Annotated in this window: 10 protein-coding genes; 3 read left to right on the top strand and 7 right to left on the bottom strand. The window is 43.3% G+C overall.

From position 1 onward, the window contains the following. Positions 1-19 precede the first annotated feature (19 nt). Entirely contained in the window at positions 20-3,115 is a 3,096-nt protein-coding gene (locus DWW10_RS21605) for a response regulator (RefSeq protein WP_022393402.1), read from the top strand. A gap of 33 nt (positions 3,116-3,148) precedes the next feature. Further along, a complete protein-coding gene (nudC, locus tag DWW10_RS21600) occupies positions 3,149-3,952 on the top strand; it encodes an NAD(+) diphosphatase (RefSeq protein ID WP_022393403.1) in 804 nt (267 codons plus the stop codon). 479 nt (positions 3,953-4,431) lie between these two features. On the opposite strand, the gene DWW10_RS21595 is transcribed toward nudC, so the two are convergent. From DWW10_RS21595 to DWW10_RS21585, 3 genes are all read right to left on the bottom strand, one after another. Next, entirely contained in the window at positions 4,432-6,174 is a 1,743-nt protein-coding gene (locus tag DWW10_RS21595) for a phospho-sugar mutase (protein ID WP_022393404.1), read from the bottom strand. Positions 6,175-6,334: 160 nt separating this feature from the next. Then, positions 6,335-7,978: a C69 family dipeptidase gene (locus DWW10_RS21590; RefSeq protein ID WP_022393405.1), complete on the bottom strand. Its 1,644-nt coding sequence runs from the start codon at positions 7,976-7,978 to the stop codon at positions 6,335-6,337. A gap of 148 nt (positions 7,979-8,126) precedes the next feature. Then, the gene (locus DWW10_RS21585) at positions 8,127-9,800 is read right to left on the bottom strand and encodes a M23 family metallopeptidase (RefSeq protein WP_022393406.1); all 1,674 of its coding nucleotides are present in this window, start codon (positions 9,798-9,800) and stop codon (positions 8,127-8,129) included. 501 nt (positions 9,801-10,301) lie between these two features. Between DWW10_RS21585 and ald the strand changes: the two genes are divergently transcribed. Next, positions 10,302-11,408 (top strand): alanine dehydrogenase, encoded by a 1,107-nt coding sequence (gene ald, locus DWW10_RS21580; RefSeq protein WP_022393407.1) that lies wholly within the window; start codon positions 10,302-10,304, stop codon positions 11,406-11,408. A 77-nt stretch (positions 11,409-11,485) separates the two neighbouring features. Here ald and DWW10_RS21575 read toward each other — a convergent pair whose 3' ends face one another. From DWW10_RS21575 to DWW10_RS21560, 4 genes are all read right to left on the bottom strand, one after another. Further along, the gene (locus DWW10_RS21575) at positions 11,486-12,262 is read right to left on the bottom strand and encodes a LytR/AlgR family response regulator transcription factor (protein WP_022393408.1); all 777 of its coding nucleotides are present in this window, start codon (positions 12,260-12,262) and stop codon (positions 11,486-11,488) included. Further along, positions 12,259-13,296 carry a sensor histidine kinase gene (locus DWW10_RS21570; RefSeq protein ID WP_022393409.1) on the bottom strand — a complete coding sequence of 346 codons (1,038 nt, stop codon included), beginning with the start codon at positions 13,294-13,296 and terminating at the stop codon, positions 12,259-12,261. Before DWW10_RS21570 ends, DWW10_RS21575 begins: the two co-directional genes overlap by 4 nt. 71 nt (positions 13,297-13,367) lie before the next feature. Beyond that, the gene (locus DWW10_RS21565; protein ID WP_022393410.1) at positions 13,368-14,273 is read right to left on the bottom strand and encodes an efflux RND transporter periplasmic adaptor subunit; all 906 of its coding nucleotides are present in this window, start codon (positions 14,271-14,273) and stop codon (positions 13,368-13,370) included. A gap of 10 nt (positions 14,274-14,283) precedes the next feature. Continuing rightward, a complete protein-coding gene (locus DWW10_RS21560) occupies positions 14,284-18,600 on the bottom strand; it encodes a CusA/CzcA family heavy metal efflux RND transporter (RefSeq protein ID WP_022393411.1) in 4,317 nt (1,438 codons plus the stop codon). Positions 18,601-18,722 lie beyond the last annotated feature (122 nt).

Here is an 18,722-nt window from a genome sequence, read left to right as displayed (position 1 = left end):
TAAATAACAGCTCAAACGCATGGAAAAAGAACAGAAACACTCACTTGCAAACGATATTGCCGAACATGTAAAACTACAGCAGCAATATGATAGTCTTTATAACCAGAGCATGACTATCCTCAACTCACTTCCGGTAGCAGTAGCTGTCTACAACGCTGAAGGAAAAATCCTGTATTTCAACGAACGTTTCTGCCGGATATTCGGGACAGATATGAAAGAGATGGCAGAAAGTCATCCAAACATATACGACAGTCCGGTGGTGACCGATGAAATAAAAAATGCAATAAAAGCAGGATTACCCATATTCACTTCTTTTCCGTATGATTTTGGAAAAGTAGATGGATACATCACTACCGTCTGTACCGGTATTCGTCATTTGGAATGCAATGGCCAACCCATTCATACCCCTAACGGAGAACTGGCAAGTTATGTCATCATTATGGAAGACATCACGGAGTCTTTGGAGAAAGAGGAAATGCTTCGCCAAAGCCGCCTAAAAACAGAAATGGCCATAAAAACAGCAGATATTATGCTTTGGGAGTTTGATGTTAATTCTCAGCTGTTTTTCAGTGACAACGAGCCTCTGAATGGATATGACAAGTCACGTCCGGTGTCAATGGACCTTTATCTGGAAACGATTCATCCTGATGAGCGTAAAAAGATGGTCGACATAATGCAAAGAATGAGTGCAGGTGAAGACTTCGCATTTTCATTCGAAGGACGTATCAAGCTATTCGGTTCTTCCGAATGGCAATATTGCTTCGTCAACGGTTCACCATACTCTTATAGCGAAAACGGACAGGTACTAAAATATGTAGGTACCCGTAAAAACAACACAGATATCCATAAAAAGAAGCAACTTCTGGATAAGATATTGAATAACATTCCCCTCTCTATCCACATCAAGGATGTAGAAGACAACTTCCGTTATGTATTCTGTAATGAAGAAAGTAAACGTATGTTCGGCACGAGCGAAGATACGACAACTTACGATGTTATGGACGAAGAACAGGTGGCACGTATCCAGAAAACGGATCTTGAGGTATTCAATACCGGTACTCCTTATCTGGGGCTGGAACGGGTAAACCTGAAAGATGGGCGCAGCTATGATACAATCGTGCGTAAGAGCGTTATCGAGGATGACGGAAAGCGCCTATTGCTGAATACTCGCTGGGATCAAAGCCTGCAAAACGAACTTAAACGCCGCGCACAGATTCTGTCAATTACTTTGGGAGCCATGAATGCCTTTACCTGGTTCTTTGAACCGGACAAAAACAGGATAAGTTTTGGCGAAGGGTTCAATGAAGTTACCAAAAAGGCTTCAGACATCTGCTCAGTAGAGAAATTCCTGAGCTGCGTGCATCCTGACGATAGACAAAAGTTCAATGATTCCCTGCAAGCCATCGTTGAACAGGAAAATGGCATTTGGGAACTGGAATACCAGCTCGATTTAAATGGTGACGGAGTTTATCAATGGTGGCAAACCCGTGGTATGCTCGAAACAAGCACCCTGAATGATGCTCCCTACAAATATATGTTTGGTATGACCATCTGCATAGATGCACATAAACAAGCAGAACTAACTTTACTCAAAAATAAAGAAGAACTGAAGAAATTAGTCACCCTGAATGAATTAGTACTCAACAATACCAATTCCGGATTAGCCTATATCAGCCGTGACTATCGCGTGCAGTGGGAAAATATCTCTTCCTGTTCAAAAAGTCTGTCTTTCGAGGCCTACAAACAAGGTGAATTCTGTTACAAAAGTGCTCACAACAGGACCTCACCGTGTGAGGAGTGCATATTAACACGTGCCTTCCAATCCCGTCAGACAGAGCTCATCAAATTCAAACTTGACAATGCACACGTTGTCGAAGTATATGGAACTCCTGTTTTTCTTGAAGATGGTACAGCCGATGGTATCGTCATTCGCGTAGATGATGTAACCGAACGTGAAGAGATGATTAAGGAATTACAGATAGCCAAAATGCATGCCGAGCAATCGGACAAGCTTAAATCTGCTTTCTTAGCCAATATGAGTCATGAAATCCGTACACCCCTGAATGCCATCGTCGGCTTCTCCGGACTGATGATGTATGCAAGCGATGAAGAAAAAGAGGATTACATGCAGATTATCAATAACAACAATGAGATGTTATTGAAACTAATCAGTGACATTCTCGACCTGTCCAAACTGGAAGCCGGCTCTGTAGAACTGAAATATGAGGAATTCGACCTGACGGATTATTTCAACTCCATGTTTGCTTCCATGAAACAACGGGCTGCAAACCCCAAGATAAAAATAGTAGCTGTCAATCCTTACCAGCACTGTTTGGTTACTCTCGACCGCAACCGTGTTGCACAAATCATTACCAACTATGTAACCAATGCCATCAAATATACCCCGGAAGGAACTATCGAGATGGGCTATGAATACAGAGAAGAAGGAATCTATTTTTATGTAAAAGATTCGGGAATCGGTATACCGGACGAAAAGAAAAACAAGGTATTCCACCGGTTTGAAAAATTAGACGAATTCGCACAGGGAACAGGTTTGGGATTATCCATTTGTAAAGCAATAGCGGAAGCAATGGGAGGTAATGTAGGATTTGAATCCGAGTATGGCAAAGGATCATTATTCTGGGCACTGTTACCCTGCGAGGTGGAAATACCATCTGAAATAACCCTGCAAAGAACAGAAGAAACAACCTCATCAGATAAAAAGGATATTACTACGGGAACCTCACTAAGTAATACTCCAGGACGTAAAACGATTCTGGTTGCTGAGGACATTCAAAGCAACTACCAGTTAGTATCAGCTTTGTTGCGGAAACGCTTTAATCTGGTGCATGCAGCCAATGGTCAGGAAGCTATAGAAATACTGCATAAACGTCACATAGACTTGTTACTCATGGACATGAAAATGCCAGTTATGGACGGGCTGACAGCTACAGCTGAAATTCGTAAATTCAATACAGAATTACCCATTATAGCCCTAACCGCACATGTCTTTGAAAATGACCGCCTGACTGCTATGGATGCAGGATGCAACGAATATCTTGTTAAACCCATAGATAGAGCTAAATTAATAGCTGTATTGAAAAAATATAGCTAATATATAATCTTTTAAACAGATATCTTATAAGGAATGGAGAATAGTAAAACCCAAAACCCTACGCAGTGGTTCGTCTTTTTTAAAGACCAACTACTGCTGAAAAAAGAGAAAACAGAAAAAGGAGAAATAAAATACAGTGTACCTTATGGTACAGAACTACCGTTGCCCCCCGGTGCAGGTAGTACGATTCACGAAGTATTTCTACCTACGGATGAAATGGTACACGCATTCGCCATCGAACAACTCGTTGTGGAAACGGAAGAATGGCTTATGGTCAATCTCCGGGGCTCTTATGAATATATCACTCTGGATGAATATAAAGCTGCCGGAAAAGCATACCAGATATTGTATTGGGACCAGCACAGCCGTTTTTGTCCTGCATGTGGCATGCCTACGGAACACAAGACACCTATCATGAAGAAGTGTCCTTCATGTGCCTACGAAATATATCCGCCTATCTCTACAGCTATCATCGTGTTGATACGTCGTGGAGAAGAGATTTTGCTGGTACATGCCCATAACTTCCGCGGAACATTCTATGGCCTGGTAGCCGGTTTTCTTGAGGCAGGGGAAACTCTGGAACAATGTGTACAACGTGAAGTAATGGAAGAAACCGGATTACGGGTGAAGAATATCACTTATTTCGGCAACCAACCCTGGCCCTATCCCAGCGGATTAATGGTAGGTTTTATTGCCGATTATGAAAGTGGAGAAATCAAGTTGCAAAAAGACGAACTCAGTGCCGGAGCATTCTATTCGAAAGAAAATATGCCGGAAATTCCACGGAAATTGAGCATAGCACGAAAGATGATAGACTGGTGGCTAAGCAATAATTAAAAGACGAAAAACATTCAAATAAAAACAGATTGCGGAGGACATGCATTCAACAAACGAACAACTACGAATGAAACGACTCTCATTCACATCAACCAATTAGCATGCAACCGCAATCTGTATATTTTCTCATCTCCCGGTCATCCGACCTTCATCGAATCATTCTAAATATATCCATCAGAAACAAAAGAGGATAATGGCAATTTATATCAACTGGTGCTTTCACTATTGAAAACGTTCTTACGCCACTAATTGCCAAAATCCCCTTTTACCATCCTGATGGATATTAACTAAGGTTTAGGTTAGGTTTATACGTTGCATATAAAACGGCATTTAACAGAGAATGATTTCAGAGTTGACTTAAAGAAAGCAAAAGAACCTTAAAGCGGAAAGAATGTCCACGCTAACGGATAAAAAACAGAAAAGGTGCAACCCTTCGCAGGATTACACCTTCCCTTCTGCCTATCAGCAGTTTATCTTTCTCAAATACCGAGTGACTTGCGTACTGCTACCACTTTCTCTTCTGCTTCCGCATCAGCACTGGCATAGCATTTCGGGCAACCCATTTCGCCCTTCACCTCGATATAGAACTTAATTTTCGGTTCAGTACCCGACGGACGAACAGAAATCTTTGTACCGTCTTCTGTGAAGTATTGAAGCACATTTGAAGCTTCCGGCATATCCAGTTCACTAACCTTTCCCTGTGCATCGGTAATCTTCAGCGTCTTATAATCCTTGATCTGTTTAACAGGTGAACCTCCGATTTCCTTCGGCGGGTTAGCACGGAAATTATCCATCATGGCTTTGATTTCATCTGCGCCGCTCTTACCGGGTTTCACTACGTTTACAGTCGTTTCCTTAGAGAAACCATATTCTACGTAGATATCCATCAGTACATCATACAGTGTCTTACCCTGATCCTTAGCCCATGCACAGATCTCAGCCAGCAGTGAACAAGCAGAAACGGCATCTTTATCACGAACAAAGTCTTCTGCCAGGAAGCCGTAGCTTTCTTCACCACCACCGATGTATTGCTGCTTACCTTCGCTCAAACGGATTTCACGTGCGATCCACTTAAAACCAGTGTAGCAATCACGCATTTCAATCTTATTCTTATCAGCTACAGCCTTAATCAGTTCAGTAGTTACAATGGTCTTCACAATGAAGTCATTCGGCTGCATCTTACCCATTGCAATACGGTTCTTGATGATATAGTATAGGAAGATAAGACAAGTCTGGTTACCATTGATAAGCACCCACTCACCCTTATCATCCTTACAAGCCATCCCTACACGGTCAGCATCGGGGTCGCTGGCCATTACGATATCAGCATCGATCTTCTTCGCCAAAGCAATAGCCATAGAAAGTGCCTCAGCATTTTCCGGATTCGGAGATACCACTGTCGGGAAATTACCATCCTTCACCATCTGCTCGGGTACACAATTTACATTTTCAAATCCCCATTCTTTCAGAGAGGCAGGAATCAATACACGACCTGCACCATGCAGCGGAGTATAAACAATGCTGAGATCTTTCTGACGCTTGATTACTTCCGGATCGATAGAAATGGAATGAACCATATCCAGATAGATCTTATCCACCTCAGCACCGATAATCTGAATCAGGTCTTTGTTGCCGTTAAACTTAATGTCGGCAACCGTTACCTTATTTACTTCATCGATGATAGCGGTATCGTGCGGAGCAAGTACCTGTGCACCATCATCCCAATAAGCCTTATAACCGTTGTATTCTCTCGGATTGTGGCTTGCAGTGATATTGATACCACTTTGGCAACCAAAGTGACGGATAGCAAAAGAAACTTCCGGTGTAGGACGCAAATCATCGAAGAGATATACTTTGATACCGTTTGCCGAGAAGATATCTGCAGAAATCTGAGCAAACTTGTCGCTGTTGTTGCGGCAGTCATAACCTACCACCACAGAAATCTGCTCTTTATCCTTGAAGCATTTGTTCAGATAGTTGGAAAGTCCCTGTGTAGCAGCACCTACCGTGTAAATGTTCATACGATTGGTTCCTGCACCCATGATGCCGCGCAAACCACCTGTTCCGAATTCCAAATCCTTATAAAAGCAATCTATCAGCTCGGTTTTATCTTCGTTCTCCAACATGCGTTTCACTTCCGCCTGAGTTTCGGCATCATAAGCCGGGGTGAGCCATCTCTGGGCTTTCTCAGTTACCTGTTTGATAAGTTCCTGATTCTCCATATAATTATTGTTATTTTAGAGGTTAAAATATATCTGTTATTTGTAAGACACAAATGTAGGCGAATAAGTTCAAATATCCTACATTTTCATGAAAGATTTACACTGTATTGTACAGATTTCACAGGAGAAATGAAGTTCCTGTGAAATCTGCAACAGGGCATTATTCCGGCATTTTATAGCGGTCACCGGTTTGTTTTACATACTCTTCCAGGAATTCTTTCGGGTATCCGGGACGTATCACACCAGCCGGCTGACCGATGGAATTACGTTCGAACTTACCGTCTTTCATACGCTTCACCACACCATCATTGTATTTTACGATAAGGAATTCACCGAGACGCTTCCAGGTATCGAGTGTACTTTGTGCGGTCATATTCGTATAGTTAGTCAGGAATGCTTTTGCCTGGGCGGGATCTTTGACATACAGTTTGGATGCAGCAGATTCAATGCCTTCCTGCGCATCATTGAAAGTAGTTTCCATTTCCGACTGGCTTGCACGTACATCCTCAATCATCAGATCATAGCGAGGATAAACCATATTCGCCACCCAATTGAAAATCCAGAAAGAAGAATTCCAGGAGAAAGTGATATAGTCGGCACCATCTACGCGTGAGTAGCATACAGGCACTTTATCCGTGCAGCAATATACAGGTGTGAACACCGTCATATTGGCATCATCCGTACCGAACCAAAGTACACCACCGATAGCGTCGGGCATAGAAGAACGCATCTGAGATACAAAAACAAAGCCGGACTGCTGAGTAGAAATAGGACGTTCATTAAAATATTCCTGGTCGTTCACCTTGAAAGAAAGCGGAGAAAGACGATAAGGTGTGTGGTAAGGGCCTGCGCCGAAATCCTTGCTGATATCCAGCGGGGTACCTTCATAATGGTCGCGCATGGCATTCTTCACATCCTGTACGGAGATTTTGCGGTTTGCTTTCAGATAAAGCGGCATTGGCTGATCTGTTTTACCTTCTATATACGGAAGGAATTCTTCTCCGCGATCGGTAAACATATTGAAATAGCTCCATACACGGGCTTCACAGTAACGGCGTGCACCGAAATCCAGAGGAGCATATGCATCTGCAAAACTGAAATCCTTATTCACGCCGGTAAAGTAACCTTTTTCGCGGGCAAAAGAAATCACATCGGAAGAATAAAGACAATTATTCTTGTCGTTCATATCGAACTGGTGGATACGGGATTGGTTGGCATGAGCAGAAATGCAATCATCCGGAATACGTACAGCTACCCATACGGCACCACGCACACCGGGACCTTTACCTATCATTTCCATAATCCAGATCTCATTAGGATCGGCAATAGTGAAAGACTCACCACTGCTGTAATAGCCGTATTCCTGTACAAGATCGGTCATCACCTTAATGGCTTCACGGGCAGTACGGGCACGTTGCAATCCCAGGTAAATCAGACTGCCGTAATCAATAATACCGGTAGTATCCACCAACTCCGGACGACCGCCGAAAGTAGTCTCGGCAATAGTAAGCTGGAATTCGTTGATGTTCCCAATAACATTGTAAGTCTGGCGGGCTTGCTCTATCCGGCCCAGATATTTGCCGGTATCCCACTCATGTATATCCATCAGAGTGCCTTTCTTATGTACACCGGCAGGGTAATGATATAACTCACCGAACAACCCGTAGGAGTCGGCAGAATAAGAAACGATGGTAGAACCGTCTGTAGAGGCATTTTTACCTACAATAAGATTGGTACAAGCCAATGCATTTGCCACGGCTACCACCATACCTAAGACGGAAAGAGTCAGTCTTTTACTTTTCATACTTCAGTTATATTAATTATTAAATCAAATGTCGCACATAAGCCGCTACCTACCAAGTCCGTATCAACTCCGTACCAAGTCCGTGTCAAGTCCGTAGTTATAGATACGGAGATGGTACGGAGATGACAGGGTTCAGACACGGGGTTATTTACCAGACAAACTCAAACTTTTCTGTTGTCTGATTCCCACATCCATCCGTTACAGTCATTTCCACAACATGTTTGCCTCCCTTTTTTACATGATTCGGGTCGAGTTCGCACACCAGATTCCCACTGATGGAATTGGGTTTGCCAAACAAGGCATACTTGCCGTCTATGGTTCCGCGGTAACTGCTGATACCGGTCTCTTCATCTTTTGCTTTGAATACGATGCGCCCTGTACTTCCCCATTGTTTCGGATTAAGCGGAGTAATTTTAGGCGGTACGGTATCAATGGCAACAGTGTAAGTACCCAATTCACGGATAGTGGTTTTCATGAAACCATCTTCATATTTACCACCGATACTATACTTCTTACCACGGCTACCCACACCTGCCACATAATATTTCGTCATATCTTCCAACGGACGGCGGCGCAATCCGATACTTAATTCGCAACGACCATGCAGAGGTATGCGCGTATCATTCAACTGATAGGTGAAAGCGATATCCCCACTATCAGCCCGTACGGCATAGTTCAGGTATGCGTCGTCATAGAGTATTCCCCGGGGGATAACCAGATTCAGGCCAGGTTCTTGCAGGATGTTCACCTTATCCCAATGGAAAATATATTTCTCCCGATGTTCCACAGGTTTTATTTCCGTACGCTTTCCATGTACGGTAAAACGCACCTTTGAGGTGTTTCCCAATGCATCTTTCAGTGTATAGACAAAGTGATAGGGGCGTTCTTCATTGATCTCAATCAATCCCCGGTTACCATTGGGAGCATGCAGCATACGCAATGTATTTCCAGGCTCGATGAAAGACTTCATATACTGCCCATACGTCCACGAATTTATCATCCGGTTTTCGTTTTCCGAGAAGCGGTCTACCACACTACGGAATACTTCCACACTATCTACTTCCAGAATGACAGTATGTACTCCGTAACGATTGCTCACTCCGTCCATATAATCATAGGCACGAATAGCTGAACCTATCAGTCCCCAGGCGGTAATCGGCTGTTTGGGATTAAGAGGAAAGGCCTGATGCTTCTGGTTTCCTCCCACCACTCCCCTGCCCGGCTGTGGAAAGAGCATAATACCTTCGGCACGGGGAGCTGTATTGTCTTTCACTTTCTTCTTAAAGAAGGGTAACGGGTCGATATAATCGTCCGTATCCGCCTCAAACATATCCAAGTGCAGGTGCGGACCGAAAGAATAACCGGTATTGCCACTCAGAGCGATAACTTGCCCTGCCTTTACAGGATATTCACCCGGTTCGGGTGTAATCTCCACTTCCCATGACTCCTTTTCATATTGCAAGTCTTCTACCCTACGGGCTACATCGCCCACAAAGGCACTAAGGTGTCGGTTGATGGTTTTATATCCATTATTATAGGCTACATCGAGCACATAACCCGAACCATGCGTGACACGGACACGCGAAATATATCCTTCGGCCAGGGCATGCACCGGCTTACCGATAGTACCTCCTGTTTTGAAATCCAGTCCGCCATGAAAGTGATTGGCACGTATTTCACCGAAGTTCCCGGAAAAAGTAATGGGGAAATCAAAAGGCGGAGTAAAGGTAGCATCCTGTGCATGAACAGCAGTAGGAATCTGCACTCCACCGAACAATAATAAAAAAGATAAATATATAGTAGATTTGGTATATCTATTCATAGGTATAATCTTTGTTTTTAAACGCAGGCAAAGATAAAAAATATCCCCATCTTTGCCGCAATAAATATCATAATTGTACTTGCATAATTCCCCAAAAGGCATATCTTTGCAACGCAAACTATATAATAAACACTTATACAAACACCAATGAGCCATACAACTTTCACCTACACATGCCTTGTTTTAGCAATACTTATTGCCATAGGCTTTATAATAATGATTATCACCATACGTCGTTTACGCAAGACACAAAAGCAACTGCAGAAAGAGAACAAAACAGATGACCAGGAAAAAAAATATGACTGGTACAGGCACTAATCATTTCATATTCATACATGAACAACCTCCTGAGCAAAATATTGAAACTCAGCGAGCATCCGATTATTTCAGATTAAAACCTGTATAAAAATACTGTTGTAAAACACCTACTCCCAAAGTACATCGAAACACGGAAATCGCTACATTGCGACATGTTTAACCCCCAATTAAAATTGTAAGGTTATGATTATCGGAGTACCTAAGGAAATCAAAAACAACGAGAACCGTGTAGGAATGACCCCTGCCGGAGTAGCCGAGTTGGTGAAAAGAGGTCATACAGTGTATGTACAGGCATCTGCCGGTGCAAACAGCGGTTTTCCTGATGAAGAGTACACTGCAGTGGGTGCGAAAATGCTGCCAACCATCGAAGCTACGTATGCCGCAGCCGAAATGATTGTGAAGGTGAAAGAACCTATCGCCCCCGAGTACAAACTGATTAAAAAGGGCCAAGTGGTATTTACCTATTTCCACTTCGCCGCCGATAAAATACTTACCGAAGCCATGATAGAAAGCGGTGGCATCTGCATCGCTTACGAAACCGTAGAGAAAGAAGACCACTCTCTCCCATTGCTCACCCCCATGAGTGAAGTGGCCGGACGTATGGCTACACAGGAAGGTGCACGTTTCCTGGAAAAGCCGCAAGGCGGAAAAGGGAAATTGCTGGGTGGTGTACCTGGTGTTCGTCCTGCACGTGTATTGATTCTGGGCGGTGGTGTAGTAGGAACCAATGCTGCACAGATGGCTGCCGGAATGGGTGCGGAAGTACTGATTACCGATATTAATCTGACACGCCTGCGTTACCTCAGTGAAGTGTTACCAAAGAACGTGAAGACTCTCTATTCTTCTATGCATAACATCAGGATGGAATTGCCCAACATAGACCTCGTGATTGGTTCCGTACTGATTCCGGGAGATAAAGCACCACATCTGATTACCAAAGATATGCTGAAGATGATGAAACCGGGAACCGTTCTCGTAGATGTTGCCATAGACCAGGGCGGATGCTTCGAAACCTCTCATCCTACCACCCACAGCGAACCAACGTATGTAGTGGATGGTATCGTACACTATGCGGTAGCCAACATTCCGGGAGCAGTACCATTCACTTCAACTATGGCACTGACGAACTCCACACTACCCTATACCGTGGCATTGGCAGACAAAGGCTGGCAAAAAGCATGTAAAGACGATCCCGCTCTGGCACTGGGACTGAACGTAGTGGAAGGTAAAGTTACTTATAAAGCTGTAGCGGATGTATTCGGACTGGAATATGAACCGATAGAGTGGTAATAGCTGAGTTACGAGCTACGAGTTACGAGTGGCTGCGCTATGACGCTGCAAAGTGCTTGTAGCTCGTAACTTGTAGCTCAATGTGTCTTGGAAAACCAATCCTTAAACTCCTGCACACGTGCCTTGCTTACCAACACTTTTTCATCCGATACTTTGCAACGAAGATTAATAGACAGACGATTATTGAACCATAAATCAATATCCTTGATAGCCTCACGGGAAATCAGAAATTGCCGGTTGACACGAAAGAACAGGGATGGGTCGATACACTCTGTTATTTCATCCAACGTTTGTGGAAATGTATATTCCTTACCATCGGCAAGAACAACCTTCACTTTACAGTCCTGAATATAAAACAGTAGAATCATATCCACCGAAATCGGTAGCAACTTGTCACCCTTCACCGGAATGAGAAAATGCGTTTTATAACTTTCCTGTTTTTTCAGCGAGTGAATTAATTGCAATAAGGTATTGTCAGGGGATTTCCCTTGTTCCGAACCATGCAACTGCTCCAACTTATGGAAAGCCTTTTCAATATCACTCTTGCCAATAGGCTTCAATAAATAATCCACACTGTTCACCTTAAATGCACGAAGAGCATATTCATCATAGGCCGTAGTGAAAATAATAGGGCAGGTAATATCTACATGATCGAAGATCTCAAAAGCTGATCCGTCAGCTAAATGAATATCCATAAAGATCATGTCCGGCATAGAGTGCATGGCAAACCAATCCAATACAGCTGCAATACTGTCCAAAGTAGCTTCTACTTCCACTTCCGGCTTTACTTCCTGTAACAAAGCTTTCAGGTTGCGAACTGCTGCTTTCTCATCTTCTATAATAATTACTTTCATGAGACACTCGATATTAAAGGAATACGTATGGTAAACTGCTCGTTCTCGCTGATTTGTATCTCCCGCTTGTAAAGCAAATGATAGCGTTTTGCAAGATTTGCCAGTCCTATGCCAGTTCCTATAGTAGCAGTCAGTTTAGGCTGCACCGGATTGGTAACGATTAATTCTTCCCCTTCGGTATAAATACGGATATTCAATGGATGCCTGTCGCTTATTTCATTATGCTTCACGGCATTCTCTATCAGCATCTGGACTGCCATAGGAGGCAAATAATAATTGGCATATTTATTATCAATACAAATATCAAAAGAGAGATTATCTTCAAAGCGCATCTTCAACAAAAAGATATAGGCCGACACAAATTCTATTTCATCCTTCAAAAACACACTTTTCGAATCATTTCCCTGCAAGGTGTAACGCAAAACACGGGAAAGTTCCTGAATGTATTCCTGTGCTTTATCCTGATCTTCACGTACCAGTGACCGAAGAGTATTCAGAGAGTTAAAAAGCATATGCGGATTCAATTGATTCTTCAAAGCCTCATATTGGTTCAGGATGTTCTCGGCCTGCAACTGCTGGTTTTCTATAACGACTTCCTGCTGGCGCCGGATAAGGTAGGATATATAACAACTTCCCGATACGGTACAGGTTATTATAAAATCACGCAGAGGATGCAGATAATGATGTACCATGGCATCAATGGCCGGAATATCGAAAGTGTGATGAAAGAATACAAAACATTTCCCTAACAAGCTACTTAAGATCCAAGTCAGTATCAATGACAATATCATCTTCTGCCAGGTGATTTTTACAGCCGGCTGATTAAAATGGAATAGTAAGGTATTCACCTCAAACAGAATCACAAGAGAAATAAAAGTGAAAAACACTTCGCTTACCACATCAGCAGGTCTCATGCCCGGAAACAGTGTCTGGCTCTCGAAGACATCAAAGAGAGAAACCAATTCCGGAAAATGAATTAATGTTGCCACGGAAATGGAAACGATAAGTATGAACAGTGTATACCGGTTTTTCATGCTTGCAGTATTTTACATACAAAGATACATTTTATTCTATCACATCCTTATTTTTTCAAAGATAAGGAATCTTACTTTTCAGCAGAAGCCTGTTCTTTCATAATCCTTGCTGTGACGTACATACCGGGACGGAATTGGCTGTCCACAGTATCTACTCTGGCATAGACTTCAACAGAACGTGTATCTTCATCCACTTTCTGCCCGATAGATATCAAAGTAGCCTTAAATACAATTTTGCCCATTCCGTTTACACGAAATTGTACCGGATTTCCCACTTTCATATCTGCCAAATCCTTTTCATAGGTTGTCAATCTGAGTAAAGTCCGGCTTTTATCTACTATTTCACAAAGAGCATCTCCTACATTCATATATTTACCGACATTCATTTTCACATCTGCCACATAACCACTGATCGGAGCTTTAATCTGCAAAAAAGGTTGAATCCCCTCCTTTAGCAGGACTTCAGGTTCAACTTCCAGTAATTTCAACTGTGCAGCTGCCGCTTCTACACGGCTCTTCATTGAAAGGTAATCTGCCTTGCTTTGCTGAAGTTTCTTTTGGGAGGCAGCTTGTTCGGCGGAAAGAGCTTGTTGGCGAAGATATTCTGCTTCCAGAAATTCAGCCTGTGCATGACTGTCCAGATATGTCTGTTGTAAAGTTATAAAGTCGGGATTTTCCAGAGTAGCCAATACACTCCCTTGTCGGACTGGTTCGCCGGGCAGCAAAGAAGTACTCTTAATGACCCCGCCCATCGTAAGTGAAACTGTCGCCATCCGTTGCGGAGGAATAACCATTGTACCGTTAAATGACACCTGATTGGGTTTAGAAGTAGCTGAGGTAATAGCATCTACCTGAATGCTATCTGTCACGTTTTCTACTACGGCAACAGCGGTAGCCTCTTCTGCCGGTTGGACTTCTTTATTCTCGCCGCATGCCGTCAGCACCAGCAGAATTAAGGGGAAAGTTATCTTTTTCATCGTCATCATTCTATTTAAAAAGTTCGTATTCAAGGGCTGCTATATTGTATTGATATACCGTTTCGAGGTATCCGCGACGAATGTCACGCGCCACATTAACGGCTTGTATAAATTCAGTTATATTAGTTTCGCTATGTTGCAACTGCAGGTTGGCCACTTTCAACAGTTCATCCGCTTCTTTCAATGCCGATGTTGTATAATAGCGCAAACTTTCAGACTGGCGGCGCAAACTGGCAACAGCTTCCGAAACCTTGTTATATAGATTCTGTGTATTAGTCTCAGCTTCAGTTCTTGCTATGACGGCGGCCACTTTCGCTTGCTTTACCTTGCTATGCCGCGGCAAGAAATAAACCGGAAAGGAAACTCCAACCATCCACGAATTCAATCCTTTCAGTGGAAGTATATCCTGACGTACGTAACCGAAGGACAGCTCAGGAAAAAAACGGCTTCGTTCCACATTCAGTTGTGCTTTGGCCTCATTAGCCTGACTTTGGAAATAATTCAGGTGAACTTCCGAAAAAGACGGTGCCTGATAATCTACCGGAAATTGCACCAATGCCGTATCTACCGGAACCAATGGTCGATCTGCATAACAGACCCAATTCAGTCGTGACAAAGCCAGTTTTTCTTCTTCTTGCGCCTGAAAAAGGCGATTCTTCATATCCGCTGCCATACTGGTGGTCATGTTTTTCTCCAGCAGGGTTATTTCTCCCTGATGATAGCGCAACTCCCCCATACGCTGCAATTGCTCAGCCAATTTGTTCTGGTCATTGTATAAAGCACGAAGATTGCAAGCATACAGATAATATGCCCATGCGCGCTTCACTTCTGCCACCACTTCTTTTTCAACAATCTGCCGATAGAAAGTTCCCGTTTCAACCTGCCTGTTCACCAAGGCATTCTTATAAAAAGGAGTCAACAGAGAGCCTAATCCTTGGGTTACTTCCCACTGCTTATCTTTTCTAAGTTCACCATTCAATTGTCCCCATGAATAGTTCATCTCGGTAGAAGACAATTCCAATACTTCTCCCCTGCCCGCCTTTACCTGGCGGATTGCCGCAGAAGCTATTTTCAGCCGGGGGTGATTCTGTTTTGCCAGTTCTATGGCCTGATCCATTGTCACTTTCTCCTGAGCTTTCGCCGTAAAGGGCAACACAATAGCCAACAACAGAAAGAAGAACAAGAACTTTTTCGCTGAGAAACGACGTTTCCATACCACTGTATAGCTTACAATCTGATAGAAAACAGGAATAATAAGCAGTGTCAATACAGTAGATACAATCAACCCGCCAATGACTACGGTAGCCAACGGACGCTGCACTTCGGCGCCGGCCGAGGTGGCAATGGCCATAGGAACAAATCCCAAAGAAGCAACCAGCCCTGTCAAGAAGACAGGCCGCAACAGATGAGCGGTTCCACGGGCAATCACCCGTCTGGTAGAAAGAGCATACATAGTTTCTTTTCTTATATCATTAAAGTGATTAATCATTAAAATACCATTGAGAACCGCTACACCGAAGAGCGCTATGAAGCCTACTCCTGCCGAAATACTGAATGGAAGACCGCGCAGCCATAGTGCCAGAATACCACCAATCAATGAAAGAGGCACGGTAGAGAACACCACCAATGTGTAAGTAACATTCTTGAAAGCGAAAAACAATAGTAACAGAATCAGCATCAAAGCTACCGGTACAACCACCAACAAAGTATTGATGGCATTCTGCAAATTCTCAAATTGTCCTCCATATTCGAAATAGTATCCGGGCTTCAATTGAATATTTTTATCCAGCGTCTTCTGTATATCCTGCACTACTTGCTGAATATCCGCTCCACGCACATTGACCCCGATTACAATACGACGTTTGGTCGCATCCCGGTTAATCTGTAACGGACCATTCACCAAATCAATGGTAGCCACCTCACTGACCGGTATCTGAATACCTTCATTGGAACGGACAAAGAGTTTATCCAGATTCAAATCAGCCACTTTATCCTGATCCAGACGAACCACCAAATCAAAACGACGCTCATTCTCAAAGACTACTCCACTTGCCTCTCCGGCATAGGCTGTACGAATAATAGTATTCAATTCTTCTATATTGATACCATAGCGGGCAATCTTTCCACGATTATACTTTACTACCAATTGAGGCAACCCCATTGTCTGTTCTACAATCACATCCGATGCCCCGGGTACCTTTTCTACAAAAGCTGCAGCTTCTTTTGCCTTCTGATAGAGTTCATGTGTGTCTTCTCCATAAAGTTTAACAGCAATATCTGCTTTGGCTCCTGTCATCAACTCATTAAAACGAAGTTGGATAGGTTGGGAGAAATTAAACTCTGCACGGTCAGATAACGGTTCAAGAGCCTCTTTCATCTTCTCTACCATCTCGGCGCGACTGGCAGCACTGGTCCACTCCTTGAAAGGCTTCATGACAATCATTACGTCGGCATCTTCCACTGCCATCGGGTCTGTCGGAACTTCTGCCGTACCTATTTTTGCTACCACATGTTTTATTTCCGGGAGTTTATCCATCAAGAGTTTCTCCGCTTCATTGGATACTTCAATGCTTTCGCTCAACGAACTACCGGCCGGAAGCGTCATCTGCATGGCAAAATCTCCTTCATCCAACGTAGGAATAAATTCTGCTCCCAAACGAGTGAAAAGAAAGAGAGAAATAACCAGAGCCACAAACGCCGTTGCAACAGTTTGCCACTTAAAACGCAAGCAGAATGACAAGGCACGGGCATAGAGTTTGTTTAGTGCTTCAAAGAATTTATCGGCAAAAGTCGGCTTTGTCACAATATGATGTTTCAGGAACAGGGAAGCCATCATCGGAACGTAAGTCAGTGATAAGAATAGGGCACCGATTATGCAAAATACCAGGGTTTTAGCCATCGGCGTGAAATACTTCCCTTCTATTCCTGTCAAAGTCAATATAGGGAAAAATACGATCAGAATGATGAATACAGCAAATGTCGCAGACCGTACTACACTTGAAGCACCTTTCTCTACTTCCGCATCCATTTCTTCTGCCGACAAAGTGCGACCCTTAAACTTCTTACTGTAAATATGTGCCAATATACCTTCCAATATAACAATGGAGCCATCGACAACAATACCGAAATCTATCGCTCCCAAACTCATAAGGTTGGCAGAAACATTAAAGATACGCATCAGAATGAATGCAAACAGCATGGCTAATGGAATGACGGAAGCCACAATCAGTCCGGCACGTACATTACCCAGAAAAACAATCAATACCAGAAATACGATGATCGCACCTTCTATCAGATTATAGATAACAGTAGAAATGTTGCGGTTCACCAATTCAGAACGGTTCAGATAAGGCTCGATGGTAACACCCTCCGGCAATATTTTCTGTATCTTTTCCACTCTTTTCTCCAGTTCTCCGGTTACGACATTGGCATTGGCTCCTTTCAGCATCATGGCAATACCACCCACACATTCGCCCTTGCCGTCCATTGTCATGGCTCCGAAACGTTTGGGTGCTCCGAAACGTACTGTACCGATGTCACTGATACGGATAGGAATACCATTACGGTTGGCTACTACTATCTGTTCCACATCTTTAATACGGCTTATCATCCCTTCAGAGCGAATATAATAAGCACGATTTACTTTCTCGATATAGCTACCACCTGTATTCTGGTTATTCTTATTTAAGGCTTCGAATACTTCTCCGATAGTGATATTGAGAGAGAAAAGTACATCCGGATCAACCGCTACTTCATATTGTTTCAGATAACCTCCAAAACTGTTTATCTCAACAATACCCGGGATACCGGACAACTGCCGCTTCACAATCCAGTCCTGAATAGTACGAAGCTCCATTGCATCATATTTATCCTCATATCCCGGTTCCACTTTCAATACATATTGATATATCTCACCCAGTCCGGTGGTGATAGGCATCATTTCGGGCATACCCAACTCCGAAGGAATCTCACCGGCCACACTCTGTATCTGCTCGTTCACCAACTGGCGGGCATCCAGAGTAGGTACACTCTCTTTAAAGACTACCGTCACCACCGACAGCCCGAAACGGGAGACAGAACGGATTTCAGTGACATTCATGATATTGCTCATGGCAATTTCCACGGGCATTGTGATAAGTTGCTCCACCTCTTGTGGTGCCAAGGTTGGTGACACGGTTACAATCTGTACCTGATTGTTCGTAATATCCGGAACAGCATCTATAGGAAGTGTCAACATGGAATAAATTCCACCAATCAAAAGAAACAAAGTGGTAAGCCCCACAAAAAGTTTCTTCTTTACTGAGAATCGAAGGATAGCGTCGAACATGTTTTATACTTTTGGTTTTTGCACAAAAGTAAACTATCCGAATTATACACAGAATGGCTGTGTGCTGAACCAGCTATTTTAGCAATTCAACCGTCGATATCAGTCGTTGAAGTGAAACTACC

Source organism: Bacteroides intestinalis (assembly GCF_003464595.1).
In the GTDB taxonomy this organism is placed as follows: Bacteria; Bacteroidota; Bacteroidia; order Bacteroidales; family Bacteroidaceae; genus Bacteroides; species Bacteroides intestinalis_A.
Note: the sequence above shows the minus strand (reverse complement) of the source record. Positions and strands in the feature narration are given on the sequence as shown.

Excerpts from the sequence above, each read along its gene's own strand:
- DWW10_RS21605 (WP_022393402.1), top strand. The coding sequence starts at position 20 with ATGGAAAAAGAACAGAAACACTCACTTGCAAACGATATTGCCGAACAT.
- nudC (WP_022393403.1), top strand. The coding sequence starts at position 3,149 with ATGGAGAATAGTAAAACCCAAAACCCTACGCAGTGGTTCGTCTTTTTT.
- DWW10_RS21595 (WP_022393404.1), bottom strand. The coding sequence starts at position 6,174 with ATGGAGAATCAGGAACTTATCAAACAGGTAACTGAGAAAGCCCAGAGA.
- DWW10_RS21590 (WP_022393405.1), bottom strand. The coding sequence starts at position 7,978 with ATGAAAAGTAAAAGACTGACTCTTTCCGTCTTAGGTATGGTGGTAGCC.
- DWW10_RS21585 (WP_022393406.1), bottom strand. The coding sequence starts at position 9,800 with ATGAATAGATATACCAAATCTACTATATATTTATCTTTTTTATTATTG.
- ald (WP_022393407.1), top strand. The coding sequence starts at position 10,302 with ATGATTATCGGAGTACCTAAGGAAATCAAAAACAACGAGAACCGTGTA.
- DWW10_RS21575 (WP_022393408.1), bottom strand. The coding sequence starts at position 12,262 with ATGAAAGTAATTATTATAGAAGATGAGAAAGCAGCAGTTCGCAACCTG.
- DWW10_RS21570 (WP_022393409.1), bottom strand. The coding sequence starts at position 13,296 with ATGAAAAACCGGTATACACTGTTCATACTTATCGTTTCCATTTCCGTG.
- DWW10_RS21565 (WP_022393410.1), bottom strand. The coding sequence starts at position 14,273 with ATGAAAAAGATAACTTTCCCCTTAATTCTGCTGGTGCTGACGGCATGC.
- DWW10_RS21560 (WP_022393411.1), bottom strand. The coding sequence starts at position 18,600 with ATGTTCGACGCTATCCTTCGATTCTCAGTAAAGAAGAAACTTTTTGTG.